Below are 16,208 nucleotides of genomic sequence, written 5' to 3'. Positions count from 1 at the left end.
TTATTTTAATTCTTTTAAAATTTCTACCAAGAATTTATAATTATTTTCTGTTGATTTAATATTTACTCTTTCTTCTGGTGAATGAGCTCCTTGGATTTCAGGACCAAATGAAACCATTTGAGTTTCTTTCATATCTTGTTTTAAAAGTCCACATTCAAGTCCACCGTGAGTTGTTAAAACTTGTGGTTTTTCTCCATTTAATTTTTCCCAAACATTTTTCATTATCTCCAAAAGTTCGCTATCTTCTCTTTCCCAACCTGGATATTCGTTTAGAGTTTCTACTTTTGCTCCAAAAAGTTCTACTTGGTTTTTAATTACATCGCGTCTAAATCTTTTTGCTGATGTAACTTCGCTTCTTGCAAGAATTGTAAAGGTAATTTTTTCTTCATCTTCTTCAATTAATCCAAGATTTGAACTTGTTACAAGATTTCCATCATATTTTTTAACGGGACCATCTGCCACAATTAAGTTTGCTTTTACAATTTTTTCTGACAAGTCTTTTGTTAAAACTTCTCCATCAAACTGACATTCTTTTATTATAATCTCGCCTTTTGGGTCAGAGTTTTTGTATTCGTGGATTATTTCATCTTTTACTTTTGAAAGATTTTTTATAGCATCTTTTGCATTTTTTACTTCTATTATTGCAAATGCCTCTGATGGAATTGCATTTCTTTTTACTCCACCTGAAATTTTTCCTATTTTATATGAATCTAATTCATTTATTATTCTTACAAGTCCCTTGATTGCATTTAATCTGTACTTATCAATTTCCATTCCAGAATGGCCGCCTTGGAAATTTTTAAGTTCTATTGAAATAAATTCTCCATCTTTTTTTTCGTATTCTTTTTCAAATGAATATTTAATATCCATTCCACCAGCACAGCCAATAGTTAAAATTCCTTCTTCTTCGCTGTCAATATTTAATAAATATTTTGGATTTCCCAATTTTTTTGTATCTAAATTATTTACTCCAACCATGGAAGTTTCTTCTCCTGTTGTAATTAAAACAGAAATTGGTCTGTGTGAAATTTTTTCATCATCCAAAATTGCAAGAGCATAGGCAACTGCTATTCCATCATCTGCCCCAAGAGTTGTCTTATTTGCTGTAAGCCAATCCCCATCAATGACAAGTTCAATTGGATCTTTTGAAAAATCGTGGTCTGATCCGTTTTCTTTTACACAAACCATATCCATATGTCCTTGGAGTAAAACTTCTGGATAATTTTCAAAATCCTTGCTTGCTTTTTTCTTTATATATACATTTAAAGCATCATCTTGCCAATATTCTAAATTTCTTTCTTTTGCAAAATTTACCAAAAAATCTGAAATTTCTTTTTCGTTTCCGCTTTCTCTTGGTATATTTGATATTTCTTTAAACCAATGAAAAACTTCTTTTGGTTGTAAATCTTTATATTCCATAAATCCTCCTAATATTTTCTTTATCCATTATACTTTCAATTACAAAAATAAAAATGAAAAATTTTAAAATAAAATAATAAATATTGATTTTAAATCAATTAATCGTCCTTTTATTTGCCCTAATTTCCAATATGTAGTAAAATTTTTATATAAAATTAGATGGAGAAAGAAATGATTAATACTTATTTATTATGCGGTGGTCCTTCAAGTGAGCATGATATTGCCCTAAGAAGTGCCCTTAATATTTCAAAAAATTTAGACAAAGAAAAATATAATTTAAAAATTGTATATATTGACAAAAAAGGAAGATTTTCAAAAGCTTTTGATTTTATAGATACAAAAGACGAATTTAACCTTGTAAAAACTTGCAAGGAAAATATTTTAGAATCAATTTCTGATTTTCTTTTAGAATTAAAAGATAAGGACAAGGACAAAACAATAATTATTCCATGCGTTCACGGAACCTACGGAGAAGATGGAACAATCCAAGGATTTTTGGATGCAATTGATGTGGCATATATTGGAAATGGGCTTTTGTCCTCTTCTGTTTGTATGGATAAGGTTACTGCAAATGATATTTTTGAAAAAAATAAATTAAAACAAGCAAGATATCTTTACGCAAAGGAAGAATCTTTTGATGAAAATTTCGCAAAAAAATGTGAAGAATATATAAAATTTCCAATGATAGTAAAACCTTCAGCAAATGGATCATCAGTTGGAGTAAATAAGGCAGAAAATATTGAGGATATTTTAAAATTTGGAAAAGAAGCTTTAAAATATGATGAAAAAATCCTAATTGAAGAGGCAATTATCGGTCAAGAAGTAGAAATTGCCATAATTGGTGACAACGACCTTAAAGCTTCAAAGCCAGGAGCTTATGTCACAGATCATACTTTCCTTGACTATGATGCAAAATATTTTGATAAGGGCACAAAAGAAATGCTTCCTTATCCAATGGATGAAAAACTTGAAAAAGATTTGAAAGAATTTGCAAAAAAATGCTACAAAGCTTGTGGATGCCAAGGTTTTGCAAGAGTTGATGTATTTTTAAAAGATGATGAATTTTATATAAATGAAATAAATACCTTCCCAGGTTTTACACCTACTTCATTTTTTGCAAGACTTTGTAAGATTAGTTTTGGTCTAGATTTTCAAAATATCCTAGATATGCTAATCGATGAAGGGTTCAAAACTTTTCAAAAAAGGAGATTTAAATGATTGAAAAAAGATTAGAAGAAATTGCAAAAATGCTAGGTGGAGAAATTTCTGATGATAAATTTAATGACACAAAAATCAAGGGAGTTTCTATAGATTCTCGTACAATTCAAAAAGATAATCTCTACATCCCAATAGTTGGAGAAAAATTTGATGGAAGAATATTTATTGAAGAATGCCAAAATTCTGGAGCCCCTGCATTTTTGATTGATAAAAATTATAAGATTCCAAAATCAGTTTCAATTCCCTATGTAAAAGCTTCTGATACAAAAAAAGCCCTACAAGATTTGGCAAAAGCCTACAGGGATGAACTTGATATAAAAATTATTGCAATCACCGGTTCAAATGGAAAAACAACTTCTAAAAACTTAATTCATTCGGTTTTATCAGAAAAATTCAAGGTTCAAAAAACTCAAGGAAATCACAATAACAATATAGGCCTTCCCCTAACACTTTTGGAATTTTCAAAAGATACACAAATCGGTGTAGTCGAAATGGGAACTGAAGATTTTGGGGAAATTTCAGAATTAACTCATATAGCAAAACCTGATATGGCAATGATTACAAATATCGGCGATGCCCATCTTTTAAAATTAAAATCAAGAGAAGGAATTGCAAAAGCAAAACTTGAAATTCTTGAAGGCCTAAAAGATGATGGAATTTTTATTTATAACGGTGATGATGAAATATTAAAAAAAGTTCTCCCATCTTATGAAATAAAACAAAAAACTATTAGTTTTGGAACAGGCGATGAAGTTGACTTTAAAGTTATTCCAAAAGAATTTTCAAGCACCTATACAAAATTTACTTACGATAATGAAGATTATACAGTTCCACTTTTGGGATCCCATCAAGTTTTAAACGGTGCCTTGGCAGTTTTAATTGGAAAATTATTTGACCTTTCCTACAAAGAAATTAACGACGGACTTTCCATAGCAACAAACAATTCAAACCGAAACGAATTAATTGAAAGAAATGGTTTTGATATTCTCGATGATGCCTACAAATCAAATCCTCAATCTTTAAAACAAGGTCTTGAGCTTGCTGGATATTTGGATGGATATGCAAATAAAATTGTCGTTTTAGGAGATATGTTAGAGCTTGGTGATGGAGAAAAAAATCTCCATTATCAGTCAGGACTTGATATAGATCCAAAAAAAATAAATTATTGCTTATTTTATGGCCCACTTTGTAAAGAAATGTACAAAGCAAGCCTAGAAAATTTCCCAGAAGATAGGAGTTTTTATTTTGAAAATAAAAATGACCTAATCGATAAATTAAAACTTCTCATAACCAAATCAAGCCTTGTTTTTGTAAAGGGCTCAAGAGGAGTTCACATGGAAGAAATTATAGAAGCAATTTATGATATAAGAGTGTAAAGTAATATAAGAAAAGATAGAAAAGATAGAAAAGATAGAAAGATTAGAAAAAATTTGGAGGAATTATGATTTACACAGTTACCTTAAATCCATCTGTGGATGTAATTTTAGAAGTGAAAAACCTAAATATTGGAGAAAAAAACCATGTTACTAATGAATTCACCCTTCCGGGTGGAAAGGCTCTAAACGTTTCAAGAGTTTTATCCCAATTAAAAATCCCAACAGTTGCAACTGGATTTATAGGCGGCCACCAAGGAAAATTTATCGAAGAATGGCTTGATAAAGAAAATATCATGACAGATTTTGTAAATATTGAAGAAGAAAGCAGAACAAATATAAAATTATTATTGGATAATGAAGAAACAACAATAAATTCCAAAGGACCAAATGTAAGCCACTACGAAGTTGATGAGCTTTTATATTATTTATCAAGAGTTGGCGAAGGTGATACCATAGTTATGGGAGGATCGGTCCCACAAATGGAAGAAAAAGTTGACGAAGATATTTATTCAAGAATGGTTTCAATAGCTAAAGCAAATGGGTCACATTTTATAGCAGATATTCCAGCAAAGTATTTACCAACAGTAATTAAAGAAGGTCCAATTCTTGTAAAACCAAATGTAGAAGATTTAATGGAAATTTTTGGAACAAAAATTGAAACAATAGAAGATATGGATAAGTACGGCAAAAAAATTATAGAAATGGGAGCACAAAATGCCATAGTTTCCTATGGAAAAAAAGGATCTATGTTTTTTAATAAAGACGGCCACTCATATATTTCTGAAGAAATTCACATAAATGAAGTAGTAAATTCTGTAGCCTGTCGTGATGCAATGATTGGTGGGTTTATAGGAACTTTGGTAAGATCAAGTGATACAATCGAAGCCTACAAAGTTGCCGTAGCAGCTGCAACAGCCACAGCAGAAGTTCTAGACCTTCCAACAAGAGAAGAAATAGAAAAAATAATACCAAAAGTTGTAATTAATCAATTTTCTTAAATAAAAAGGGACTGTTGTAAGACAATGAAAATTCATTTGCCAACAGCCCCTATTTAATTTTAAAATTTTATGAAAGGAGAAATAATGAACAAAAAAACTATAAGCATAATGCTTGCCTATGTTGGCGTTTTAACAGGAGCCGGACTTGCAAGCGGTCAAGAGCTTATGCAATATTTTATTTCCTTTGGAAAAGCAGGACTTTTTGGCCTGGCTGCCATTGGAATCTTACACATTTTGGTTGGAGGAATAATCCTTCAACTAGGATCACATTATTTAGCAGAAAGCCACATCGACGTACTTGAAGAAGTTTCAAATAAATATTTGACAAAATTTATGGACTACGCCCTAATAATAAATTGTTTTTTGATGGGCTTTGTAATGATAGCCGGAGCAGGTTCAAACTTAAACCAACAATTTGGCTTTAAACCATGGGTTGGATCATTAATTTGTACAATCCTTATAATTGTAATTGGAATGTTGGACTTTGATAAAGTTACAAAAGTAATTGGAGCCTTTACACCTTTAATAATAATTTTTGCAATTATAGGAGGAATTTTTACCTTTGTAACAATAAAACCAGATTGGCAAAGTCTTGATCAAATTGGAAAAACTGTAGCATCTCCATTGCCAAACATAGCCCTTTCTACCCTAAATTATTTTGGTTTGTGCATGATTAGTGGAATTTCTATGGCCTTTGTGCTTGGAGGAAGTAAAACAGATTCAGCAGAAGCAGGACTTGGAGGAATGCTCGGAGGACTTATGGTCGCAATTCTTACAGGACTTGTTGGCTTTACCCTATTTTTTAATTTGCCACAAATAAAAGATGCCGACATACCAATGCAAGTTGTTTTGCAAAATGTAAGACCAGCATTAGGGCTTATAATGTCCTTAATAATATTTGGAATGATTTTTAACTCATCCATTTCCCTATTTTATTCAGCAGCAAGAAGATTTTCCGACACAGAAAATAAATTTCGAAGAAACCTAATAATATTTACTCTAATGGGCTTTGGACTTTCATTTTTAGGCTTTAAAAAATTAATGTCAATTTTATACCCAATCCTTGGATATTTGGGATTAGTCCTTACAATAATTCTAGTAATAGCTTGGTTTAGAGAAAGAGAAGAAATAAAAAGAGAAATCAGAAGAAGATTTGCAATTTCAGTTCTTACAAGAAGAAAACTCGACGATGATTTAGAATTTGGAAAAATGGAGAAAGATAAACTAAACAGACTAGCAGAAAAATCAATAATAGACAACAAAGAAATAAAAGATGCTGTCCATGAAGAAGTAAAAGAAGAATTAGAAGGCGAAGAATAATAATAAAAATACCAGATAATAAGTATGAAAGCTTATCATCTGGTATTTTTTTGACCTTAAAATTATTTTTGTGATTTTTCAAAGTAATAAAAAAATTATTTAAAATTGAATTAAAAAATTTTTTATTCGATGGGATGTATAAGAAAGTAAAAATTTTTTAAAAAACTTAAATTTAAATCAAAAATAAATCAAATAATTACCCATCTCGAGCCGATAATTATGCCGTGATTTGGCATAATTATCCCTAAAAATTAGTGCGAGAGCACGGAAAAGTTTTCGAAGAAAACTGGTTTTAGTAGTCGAGAGATCTCTTTAATTAGCTTTATCCGTAAATTTACCAAATCCATGAAATCTCATTGATTTTGTTTTTCTTATTTTTATTTCCAAAAATTCCCCAAATAAAAAAGCCTACTAATTAAAGTAAGCTTTCTTTTATATTCCCATTATTATTTTTGCAACTTCAAAATAACAAATTAGTCCTATTGAATCTACTATGGTTGTAATTAGTGGGCTTGCCATTATTGCTGGGTCAAATCCTAATTTTTTTGCTCCCATTGGAAGTAGGGCTCCTACAACTTTTGCTATAATTATTATTACAAAAATTGTTATTGCTACAATGCCTGCAACTTCCAAGGCTACCTTGTCAAATAATAAACATTTAAAAAATGCTAATAGGGACATGACAATTCCAACTATTACTCCAACTTCAAATTCTTTTAATACTACCTTGTACCAATCTTCAAGTTCAACATCTCCTGTCGCCATTCCACGGATTACAAGGGTTGATGACTGGCTTCCTGCGTTTCCGCCTGAGTCGGTTAGCATTGGTATGAACATATTTAGGGCAATTATTGATTCTATCACTCTTTGACTTGATTTTAAAATTGTTGATGTAAATGAAGCTGATATCATCAAAAACATTAGCCATGGCAACCTATTTTTTGCAAGTTTTAGGGCTGATGTGTTTGAATATTCTTCTTCATCTGGTGTTGTACCTGCCATTCTTTGGAAGTCTTCTGTTGTTTCTTGTTCCATTACTTCCATGATATCGTCAACTGTTATTATCCCAATTAATCTTCTTTCGCTATCAACAACTGGAAGAGCTGTAAAACCGTATCTTCTAAATGTTCTTGCTACTTCTTCTTGGTCTTCATATGCTTCAACACTAATTACATCTTCGTACATTAAATTTTTTACTTTTGTTTCAGATGAACTTGTCACAATTATTCTTAGTGAAACATATCCCAATAATGATTTTTTTACATCTGTAACATAGCAAGTGTAAATTGTTTCTTTTGTTGAACCAACTTTTTTTATCCTATCTAAAACTTCTTGGCAGGTCATTTCTGGATTTACTTCTACAAATTCTGTTGTCATCAAACTTCCAGCTGAATCTTCTGGAAATTGCAAAAATTGATTTACTCTTTTTCTCATTTCTGCATCAGAATTTCTCAAAATTCTTTTTACAACAGTTGCAGGCATCTCTTCAAGTGTATCAATTACATCGTCAAAACTTAGGGCTGTAACTATAGCATCAAGTTCAGGATCTGTGATTGATGTCAGAAGTCTGTGCTTTCCATCACGTTTTAATTCCGCAAAAACTTCTGCGGCATCGTCTTTTCTAAGTAGTCTATAGACAATCAAACTTTGCTCGCTGTCAAGCTCAGACATAAATTCTTCTATATCTACCGGATTTGTTCTTCTCAAAGAATCCTTTAGAGCTGGAATATCTTTTTTTGCCAAAAGTTCATTTAGCTCTTCAATCCTAAGCTCGCTGTTGTAGCTATTCATAATATCACCCCTTAATTTCTTCTAATAATGTTTCTAACGCCTTGTTGAATTGATCATCTTCATCAAGTTTTTCAATATCCAAAGCCTTGTCTTCATTTTTATTTTCAACTTCTATATCAGGTTTTACACCAATTTTGTGAATTTTTGTTTTATTTGGTGTAAAATATTCGCTAATAGTAATTTTTACCCCAGAGCCATCATCAAGTGGAAAAAGTTTTTGAACAATACCCTTACCAAAAGAAGTTGTTCCTACAATTTTCGCCCTCTTTCTATCCTTAAAAGCTCCAGCTAAAATTTCAGATGCTGAGGCAGAATTTTCATTAATAAGAACAGTCATAGGAGTCTTGTCCATTTCCTTATCACTTTTTTCAACTATTTTTTTACCTTTCTTATCAACAGTTGAAACAATCACACCTTCATCCAAAAATGTATCAGCAATTGCAAGACAAACATCAAGATTTCCACCAGGATTATTTCTAAGATCCATAACAATACCTTCAGCGCCTGCATCTTTAACAGCCTTTAATTCCTTGGCAAATTCTTCCTTAGTAACATCCTCAAATTGTTTCACCTTGATATAAGCAATTTTTTTGCCATCTTTTTCAACAATTTTGCTCTCAACAGTATCAACCTTGACATCAGCTCTTTCAACTGTAATATCTTTTTCCTCAGCCTTGCCTTCATCATTTTTTCTAAGAACAGTAATTTTGACCTTCTCGCCAACATTACCCCTGATTTTTGACACAGCCTCCTCCAATTGCTCAGCAGAATAAGACACATCGTCAACCTTGGTTATAAAATCTCCAACCTTAATACCAGCTTTTTTTGCAGGAGATTCATCAAAAACAGAAATCGCCTTGATATAGCCTTCTTTGCTAGCTTGAACAGCCACACCAATACCAGCATATTTTCCATTAACATCTTCCATGAGTTTATCAAATTCATCTTTAGTATAATAAGCAGTATAAGGATCACCCAAATTTTCAAACATTCCCTTCAAAGATCCATCATACAACTGTTTTTCATCATAATCAAAAAGAAAATTTTCATCAATCAATTCCTTCATAGCTTCCATTTGAGCCATGTGTTTTTGATTTTCTTTAGAAATTAAAGGAGTGTCCTTAGACGAATTTTTACCAAGAGTAAAACCCGTAAAGCCAATACCAATAACTAACAAAAAGGCCAATAAAACCTTACCAATTTTTTTCATAATACCTCCAATTAAAATTTAAAAGCTAAAAAAGCTTTTATCAAAATAAAATACTATCAGTATTCTTATATTTTAACATAGATATACCATTTTTTAAACAAAAAGAAATCAACAAAAAAAGAATAAATCATTAATAAAACCTAATGATTTATTCCCAAAAATTAAAAATTAAAATCGAAATATTTCTCAACAAAATCTTGTTGAATTCCAGGTTTCAATTTCTCTTTAAAATCAGCACCATTAATTTTCTCAATCAATTTTAAAGCCAAATAAATACTAGCACCAGCTCCCCTTGAAGTCAAAATATTACCATCACAAACAACAAGGTCATTTTCTTTATATTCGCCAATATTAAAAAGCTCATCTTTAACACTAGGATGAGATACACAAGACTTATCACAAAGAATACCAGCCCTATCAAGAACAATAGGTCCTGCACAAATTGCAGCAATTGTTTTCTTATCCTCATCAAAATTTTTCAAAATTTCAATAACCCTATCATCATCCCTAAGATTTTCTGCCCCCATAGTTCCACCAGGAATATAAAGAGCACAATAATCATCCAAACTAATTTGATCAATAAGCTTATCAGCCTTAACAATAATTTGATGAGAACCATTTACAAAATAATCTGTCTTTATAGAAACAGTATCAACAGGAATATTTACACGTCTAAGATAATCAACAATAGTAAGGGCCTCAATCTCCTCAAAACCATCTGCCAAAAAAACTAAAACTTTATCCATAAATTCCTCCTAATAAAAATATACCCAATATTATTTGTGAATTAAAATTTAAAAATCAAAAAATATAATCCATGAGATCTCTCCACTCCTTCCAGTCGGTCAAGATGGGAAATTCTTTGTTTGAGTCTATATATAATAATAGTTTTTAAAATTTCTCAAATTATAATTTAAACTTTAGCCTAAAAATGAATACAATATTTACCCATCTCGAGCTTAGCCGAGAGATCTCTTGATTAACTTCATCCATAAATAAAATAAATCAATGAGATCCCTCCACTTCGGTCGGGATGGGAAATTCTTTGTTTGAGTTTATATATAATAATAGTTTTTAAAATTTCTCAAATAATTATAACAATTTAAACTTTAGCTCAAAACAAATGCAGTACTCACCCATCTCGAGCTCAGTCGAGAGATCTCTTGATTAACTTTATCCATAAATAAGCCAAAATCCATGAGATCTCTCCACTCCTTGCAGTCGGTCGAGATGGGGTTGAACTTTCTATTTGACTGAATATTAAAATTTTATTCAATCAACTAAACTATTTTTTAATAAAAATTTAACTTTAGCTCAAATATAAATCCAACACTCACCCATCTCGAGCCTAGTCGAGAGATCTCTTGATTAACTTCATCCATAAATAAAATAAATCAATGAGATCCCTCCACTTCGGTCGGGATGGTGATTCCTTCGATTAAGTTTATTTATAATAATAGTTTTTAAAATTTCTAAAATTATAATTTAAACTTCAGATTAAAAATAAATACAATAATCACCCATCTCGAGCATAGTCGAGAGATCTCCTTGTCTTCTCAGCTGACTATCTTCTATAAATTCCTTAAAAATAAATCATTTCCAATTACTAAACACACTAAAACAAGCCCTCGAGAGGGCTTGTCTATTGTCCTATGAAATTTTTATTAACTTATATAAATATGAAAGCTATTTAATAGATGTTAATAATTATTTATTTTTTCTTTTTTTGCTTACAAACAATCCACCAAGTGAAGCAGACAAAGTAGCAACTATTCCAGATACTGAACCTACTCCTGTTTCTACATTTCCAGATTCTGGTTTTACATATTTTACTTGATAAATATCTTCTTTTTTACCAGTTTCAGTTTTTGTTTTTTCAGTTTTTCCGGATTCTTCAGTTTTATCTGAATTTTCTGGTTTTTCTTGTTTTCTTGGTTTTTCTAACTCTGTCCATGGAGTTACTGTTTTTTCATAAACATAAGTTATTTCTTGTTTTACACCTGGTTTATAATTTCCTTTAGTTTCATTTCCATCTTTATCATAAGTTGGATCTTCAACAAGATTTTCAACGCTAACAAATTTGAACTTATCTTTTTCAACTTTTCCAGTTGTATAAGTCATATCTTTTGTTCCACCAGTTACATCACCGTCTACTACTTCACGTTTGATTTCTTTTCCGTCTTTATCTTTTGTGATATAGATGTGGTGTTCTTGGAATGAGCCTTTTTCTTCAACTGGTTTAGATGGTTCCAATGGTGTCCATGGTGTCTCTGTTTTTTCGTAAACGTATGTGATTTCTTGTTTTACACCTGGTTTATAATTTCCAGTAGTTTCATTTCCATCTTTATCATAAGTTGGATTTTCAACAAGTTTTTCAATTCTAACAAGTTTAAACTTATCTTTCTCAACTTTTCCAGTTGTATAAGTCATATCCTTATTTCCACCAGTAACTTTTCCGTCTACTACTTCACGTTTTATTTCTTTTCCATCTTTATCTTTTGTGATGTAGATGTGGTGTTCTTGGAATTTTCCTGTTTCTTCTACTGGTGTCCAAGGTTTTGCTTCTTCTTTTTGATAGATATATGTTACTTCTTGTTTTGTATCAGCAATGTAAGCTGCTTCTTTTTCGCTTCCGTCTTTGTTGAATTGACCACCGTTTACTGATTTTACTTCAATTAGTTTGTAACCGTCTCTATCTTCTTTTGATGTTTTGTAGTTTTCTTTTTCTGTTCCTTCTGTTACATCTTTATTTACTTCATCGTCTTTTACGATTGTTCCGTCTAGTTTCTTTGTTTGGTAAATGTGATGTTCTTGGAAGGAGCCTTTCTTTTCTACTGGTTTTTGTTCTTCTTTTTGATAAATATAAGTTACTTCTTGTTTTGTATCAGCAATGTAAGCTGCTTCTTTTTCACTTCCGTCTTCATTGAATTGTCCACCATTTTCTGATGTAACTTTAATCAACTTGTAACCTTCTTTATCAATTTTAGAAGTTTTATAATTTTCTTTTTCAGTTCCTTCTTTTACTTCTTTATCATCTCTTGAATCTTCTACAATTGATCCATCAAGCTTCTTTGTTTGATAAATATGGTGTTCTTGGAAGGAGCCTTTCTTTTCTACTGGTTTTTGTTCTTCTTTTTGATAAATATAAGTTACTTCTTGTTTTGTATCAGCAATGTAAGGAGCTTCTTTTTCACTTCCGTCTTCATTGAATTGTCCACCATTTTCTGATGTAACTTTAATCAACTTGTAACCTTCTTTATCAATTTTAGAAGTTTTATAATTTTCTTTTTCAGTTCCTTCTTTTACTTCTTTATCATCTCTTGAATCTTCTACAATTGATCCATCAAGCTTCTTTGTTTGATAAATATGGTGTTCTTGGAAGGAGCCTTTCTTTTCTACTGGTTTTTGTTCTTCTTTTTGATAAATATAAGTTACTTCTTGTTTTGTATCAGCAATGTAAGGAGCTTCTTTTTCACTTCCGTCTTCATTGAATTGTCCACCATTTTCTGATGTAACTTTAATCAACTTGTAACCTTCTTTATCAATTTTAGAAGTTTTATAATTTTCTTTTTCAGTTCCTTCTTTTACTTCTTTATCATCTCTTGAATCTTCTACAATTGATCCATCAAGCTTCTTTGTTTGATAAATATGGTGTTCTTGGAAGGAGCCTTTCTTTTCTACTGGTTTTTGTTCTTCTTTTTGATAAATATAAGTTACTTCTTGTTTTGTATCAGCAATGTAAGGAGCTTCTTTTTCACTTCCGTCTTCATTGAATTGTCCACCATTTTCTGATGTAACTTTAATCAACTTGTAACCTTCTTTATCAATTTTAGAAGTTTTATAATTTTCTTTTTCAGTTCCTTCTTTTACTTCTTTATCATCTCTTGAATCTTCTACAATTGATCCATCAAGCTTCTTTGTTTGATAAATATGGTGTTCTTGGAAGGAGCCTTTCTTTTCTACTGGTCTTTTTTCGTAAACATATTTAACGTGTAGAGTTTTTCCTGCTACAAAGTTTGCAGATGTTTCTTCTCCTTCTTTACTAAAGCTTGCGCCATCTGGAGAGGTAACTTTTACAAGTTCATATCCCTCTCTTGGTATTTGTTTGGTTGTATAATATTTAGAAGGAACATCTTGTTGCTTGCTTCCGTATACATAATCATCTGTTGTTATAGTTCCATCAGAATTTATAGTTTGATAAATATGGATATCTTCGAAACGTCCAAACTCTTTATTACCTTCACCATATGCTTTTGAACTTGTTGTATAGATTATATTATCCCAGAAGAAATAATCTTCTTTTGATGTAACTCTTTTGCCAGCTCCATCATATGGAGTGTTATCAAAGATTACACGAGTCGCTGCATCTTTAGTAGCATCACTCTTAAACTTACCTTTATATTTAATAACAATTGTTGCATTTTTATCAACTGGTCCTCTTTTGGCCTTACTTAGCATAACATCTTGGTTGTTGTTAATATCTACAATAATTGTGCCATCAACAATTTGTTTAGTATAAACCGTTTTGTTTGTGTCAGGTTCAATCTCTGGTAGTTTGATAAGATTTTCTTTTGTTTCTTCGTTCCATGCAAAACTCATTGGTAGCTTAGATAAGTCTTTTACTACGTATACTTCAACACTATCCAAAACATCTTGGTCAAAAACAACTCCGTCATTTACAACCCCATTTTCACCAGGAAGGTTTTTTATTTGGACAAGTGTGCCCTTTTGTTCTTTACTAAATGGGTTCACGTAAATAATATGGTCATATGTTTCATCTACTAGACTGACATGAGTTATATCAGAGTAACCATTAGATACAAATTTATCCTTTTGTCCAACATCTGACATATTATAATCTACAGTATAGATTTTTTCTTGTGTTTTACTGCCTACAGATACGGAAACTTTTTGATCGCTTACTGGATCTGTTACCTTCTCTTTGTCTATGAATAATGGAAATTCTGATACTATTTTAACATTACCATAGTTTTTAACAAGGTCTGTTAGGGTATATCTCATCAAGCTGTTTTCTTTATCGTAGCTTGCCTTTCCAACGACTTCTGAACCAATCTTGGCATCTAATGCTTCAGGATTAAAATCAGATACGATACCATTTGGATTTACATTTGGTGATAATTTAATTTCAATTGTGTCGCCAGCAACTGCAGTATCAGGCACACGGAAATCTACATGAGCTACTGCTTGTGTGTCATATAGTTGACCTTCAAAGGTCTTTCCATGAATGTCTGGGTCTTCAGCTATTGGTTTGATCATAGTTGCATCTTTATTGTCCAAACCTTTAATAGAAATATTGACATCTGTTACTTCGTTACTGATGTCTTTAGGAGCTCTAGCTTCAGTATCATTTGGTGCTCCTAATCTTCCTCGTTCTACTTCATCACTAATTTCAAGATTATTTGCATCTTTTTCTAGTTCTTTATCTGAAGTTTCAGCTTCAACTGTTTGGTCAGCTTGCGCTTCTTCAGCTGGTGCTGCTACTTCTTTGTTTTCATCTGCAGTGTTTTCTGTACTCTCATTTGCAGTATCAGATACTGTTGGAGCTTCTGATGCTTGTTCATCTGATGATTGATTATCATTAGATGGTTCAACAGATGGTTCAATCTTGTCTTCTGCTACTATTTCTTCACCTGTTTCTCCTGCAGCTTGAGCTGATGAAGGTGAGAAAAGTAGAGCATAACCAAGCATGCAAGAAACTAATCCTACTGATAGTTTTCTTGTTGCATATTTTGGTTTCTTTTTAGAACCATTTAACTTTTTTTCTTCAATGATTCTTTTTAAAATATCATTTTTTTTCATATGTTTTTTCCTCCTGGATTTTAATTCGCATATAAAATAACTTATAGAACATATGCTTATACAATCTTGTAAAGATTGATATATTTAAATCAAATAATATCAATTCTTAATTTTATTTTATTTGATTTTGATTATAAATCAATAGCAACTTGAGAAATATTTATCGCTTTTTTATATTTATATTTTTTTATCCTAAAAAATGAATAATTCTAAATTATTATTAATTCTATTTCAAATTTAAAATAAATCTTATTTACAAATATAAAAAACTCCATATTATATCAAAAAAAACTGACCCTCGTTTGAGAACCTGTTTAAATTTAAGAAAAATCAAATAAACCTTTAAGACTATAGACCAACCAAGGGCAAAGCCCTCAGTCAATCAATTTTTCAAAAATTATTTTCTTTTCTTTTTCTTAGAAGCGAACAATCCGCCAATAGCTGTTGTTAATGTTGCTAATGTTCCTGCTAGTGATCCTACTCCTGTTTGAACATTATTAGAGTTTCCATTAGCTTTCTTGTTTACATAAACTTTTCCAGCTTTTCTTTCACCTTCACCAGATTTTTTATCAACAAGTTTTGAACCTTCAATTGTATTTGTTGATCCATCTGGATAAGTTAAAGTTGCTGTTCCATTATCAGCTACTGCTACTTTAATAGCTTTTGGATTTGCTTTTTTAACTTTTTCAATAACTTCTGCTTTTTCCTTGTCAGTCAATTTATTTTTATCACCAACAATTGTCTTTGAAGGAATTACAGCTGGGTTCTTTTGAGCATCTGTTTCTTCTTCACTTGCTTTGCCGTTTAATGCTTTTTCTGCATCTTCTAGAGCTTTCTTTGCCTTGTCAACTTCTTCTTGGCTTGCATTTGGATCTTTTAGTACTTTTTCTGCATCTGCTAGTGCTTTATCATATGCATCCTTTTTATCTTTGTCTGCATTCTTGTACTTGTCTGATGCTTTTGTAGCGTCTTTCTTAGCTGCTTCGGCTTCTAGTGGTTTCTTATCTACTGCTTGAGATGATTCACCATTTAGTGCTTTTTCTGCATCTGCTAGTG

General features: G+C 31.2%; 10 protein-coding genes. 4 read left to right on the top strand and 6 right to left on the bottom strand.

The features are described from left to right. Complete coding sequence (pepD, locus tag BN2087_RS00075) at positions 1-1,419, bottom strand: beta-Ala-His dipeptidase (RefSeq protein WP_049689865.1); 1,419 nt, start codon at positions 1,417-1,419, stop codon at positions 1-3. A gap of 171 nt (positions 1,420-1,590) precedes the next feature. Here pepD and BN2087_RS00070 point away from each other — a divergent pair, with 171 nt between their 5' ends. From BN2087_RS00070 to BN2087_RS00055, 4 genes are all read left to right on the top strand, one after another. Next, the gene (locus BN2087_RS00070; protein ID WP_049689864.1) at positions 1,591-2,637 is read left to right on the top strand and encodes a D-alanine--D-alanine ligase family protein; all 1,047 of its coding nucleotides are present in this window, start codon (positions 1,591-1,593) and stop codon (positions 2,635-2,637) included. After that, entirely contained in the window at positions 2,634-4,013 is a 1,380-nt protein-coding gene (locus BN2087_RS00065) for a UDP-N-acetylmuramoyl-tripeptide--D-alanyl-D-alanine ligase (protein ID WP_049689863.1), read from the top strand. Before BN2087_RS00070 ends, BN2087_RS00065 begins: the two co-directional genes overlap by 4 nt. Before the next feature lie 65 nt (positions 4,014-4,078). Next, complete coding sequence (locus BN2087_RS00060; RefSeq protein ID WP_049689862.1) at positions 4,079-5,011, top strand: 1-phosphofructokinase family hexose kinase; 933 nt, start codon at positions 4,079-4,081, stop codon at positions 5,009-5,011. An 84-nt stretch (positions 5,012-5,095) separates the two neighbouring features. Next, a complete protein-coding gene (locus BN2087_RS00055; protein WP_049689861.1) occupies positions 5,096-6,331 on the top strand; it encodes a YkvI family membrane protein in 1,236 nt (411 codons plus the stop codon). Between the two features lie 432 nt (positions 6,332-6,763). On the opposite strand, the gene mgtE is transcribed toward BN2087_RS00055, so the two are convergent. The 5 genes from mgtE to BN2087_RS00030 form a co-directional block, all read right to left on the bottom strand. After that, the gene (mgtE, locus tag BN2087_RS00050; protein WP_049689860.1) at positions 6,764-8,122 is read right to left on the bottom strand and encodes a magnesium transporter; all 1,359 of its coding nucleotides are present in this window, start codon (positions 8,120-8,122) and stop codon (positions 6,764-6,766) included. Positions 8,123-8,126: 4 nt separating this feature from the next. Beyond that, positions 8,127-9,332 carry a S41 family peptidase gene (locus BN2087_RS00045; RefSeq protein ID WP_049689859.1) on the bottom strand — a complete coding sequence of 402 codons (1,206 nt, stop codon included), beginning with the start codon at positions 9,330-9,332 and terminating at the stop codon, positions 8,127-8,129. Positions 9,333-9,493: 161 nt separating this feature from the next. Then, positions 9,494-10,078, bottom strand: coding sequence for a DJ-1 family glyoxalase III (locus tag BN2087_RS00040; RefSeq protein WP_049689858.1), 585 nt, complete (start codon positions 10,076-10,078; stop codon positions 9,494-9,496). Between the two features lie 961 nt (positions 10,079-11,039). Next, a complete protein-coding gene (locus tag BN2087_RS00035; RefSeq protein WP_049689857.1) occupies positions 11,040-15,152 on the bottom strand; it encodes an Ig-like domain-containing protein in 4,113 nt (1,370 codons plus the stop codon). Positions 15,153-15,549: 397 nt separating this feature from the next. Further along, positions 15,550-16,208 (bottom strand): MiiA motif-containing surface protein (locus tag BN2087_RS00030; protein ID WP_049689856.1); only part of this gene is annotated, 659 nt, incomplete at its 5' end.

The sequence above is a fragment of the Anaerococcus jeddahensis genome, from assembly GCF_001182725.1.
Classification (GTDB): Bacteria; Bacillota; Clostridia; order Tissierellales; family Peptoniphilaceae; genus Anaerococcus; species Anaerococcus jeddahensis.
The sequence above is the reverse complement of the archived record's forward strand: the minus strand, read 5'-3'. Positions and strand labels throughout refer to the sequence as shown.

Bases quoted from the DNA above. Each gene is read 5' to 3' on its own strand.
- BN2087_RS00040 (WP_049689858.1), bottom strand. From the start codon at position 10,078: ATGGATAAAGTTTTAGTTTTTTTGGCAGATGGTTTTGAGGAGATTGAG.
- BN2087_RS00065 (WP_049689863.1), top strand. From the start codon at position 2,634: ATGATTGAAAAAAGATTAGAAGAAATTGCAAAAATGCTAGGTGGAGAA.
- BN2087_RS00045 (WP_049689859.1), bottom strand. From the start codon at position 9,332: ATGAAAAAAATTGGTAAGGTTTTATTGGCCTTTTTGTTAGTTATTGGT.
- pepD (WP_049689865.1), bottom strand. From the start codon at position 1,419: ATGGAATATAAAGATTTACAACCAAAAGAAGTTTTTCATTGGTTTAAA.
- mgtE (WP_049689860.1), bottom strand. From the start codon at position 8,122: ATGAATAGCTACAACAGCGAGCTTAGGATTGAAGAGCTAAATGAACTT.
- BN2087_RS00035 (WP_049689857.1), bottom strand. From the start codon at position 15,152: ATGAAAAAAAATGATATTTTAAAAAGAATCATTGAAGAAAAAAAGTTA.
- BN2087_RS00070 (WP_049689864.1), top strand. From the start codon at position 1,591: ATGATTAATACTTATTTATTATGCGGTGGTCCTTCAAGTGAGCATGAT.
- BN2087_RS00055 (WP_049689861.1), top strand. From the start codon at position 5,096: ATGAACAAAAAAACTATAAGCATAATGCTTGCCTATGTTGGCGTTTTA.
- BN2087_RS00060 (WP_049689862.1), top strand. From the start codon at position 4,079: ATGATTTACACAGTTACCTTAAATCCATCTGTGGATGTAATTTTAGAA.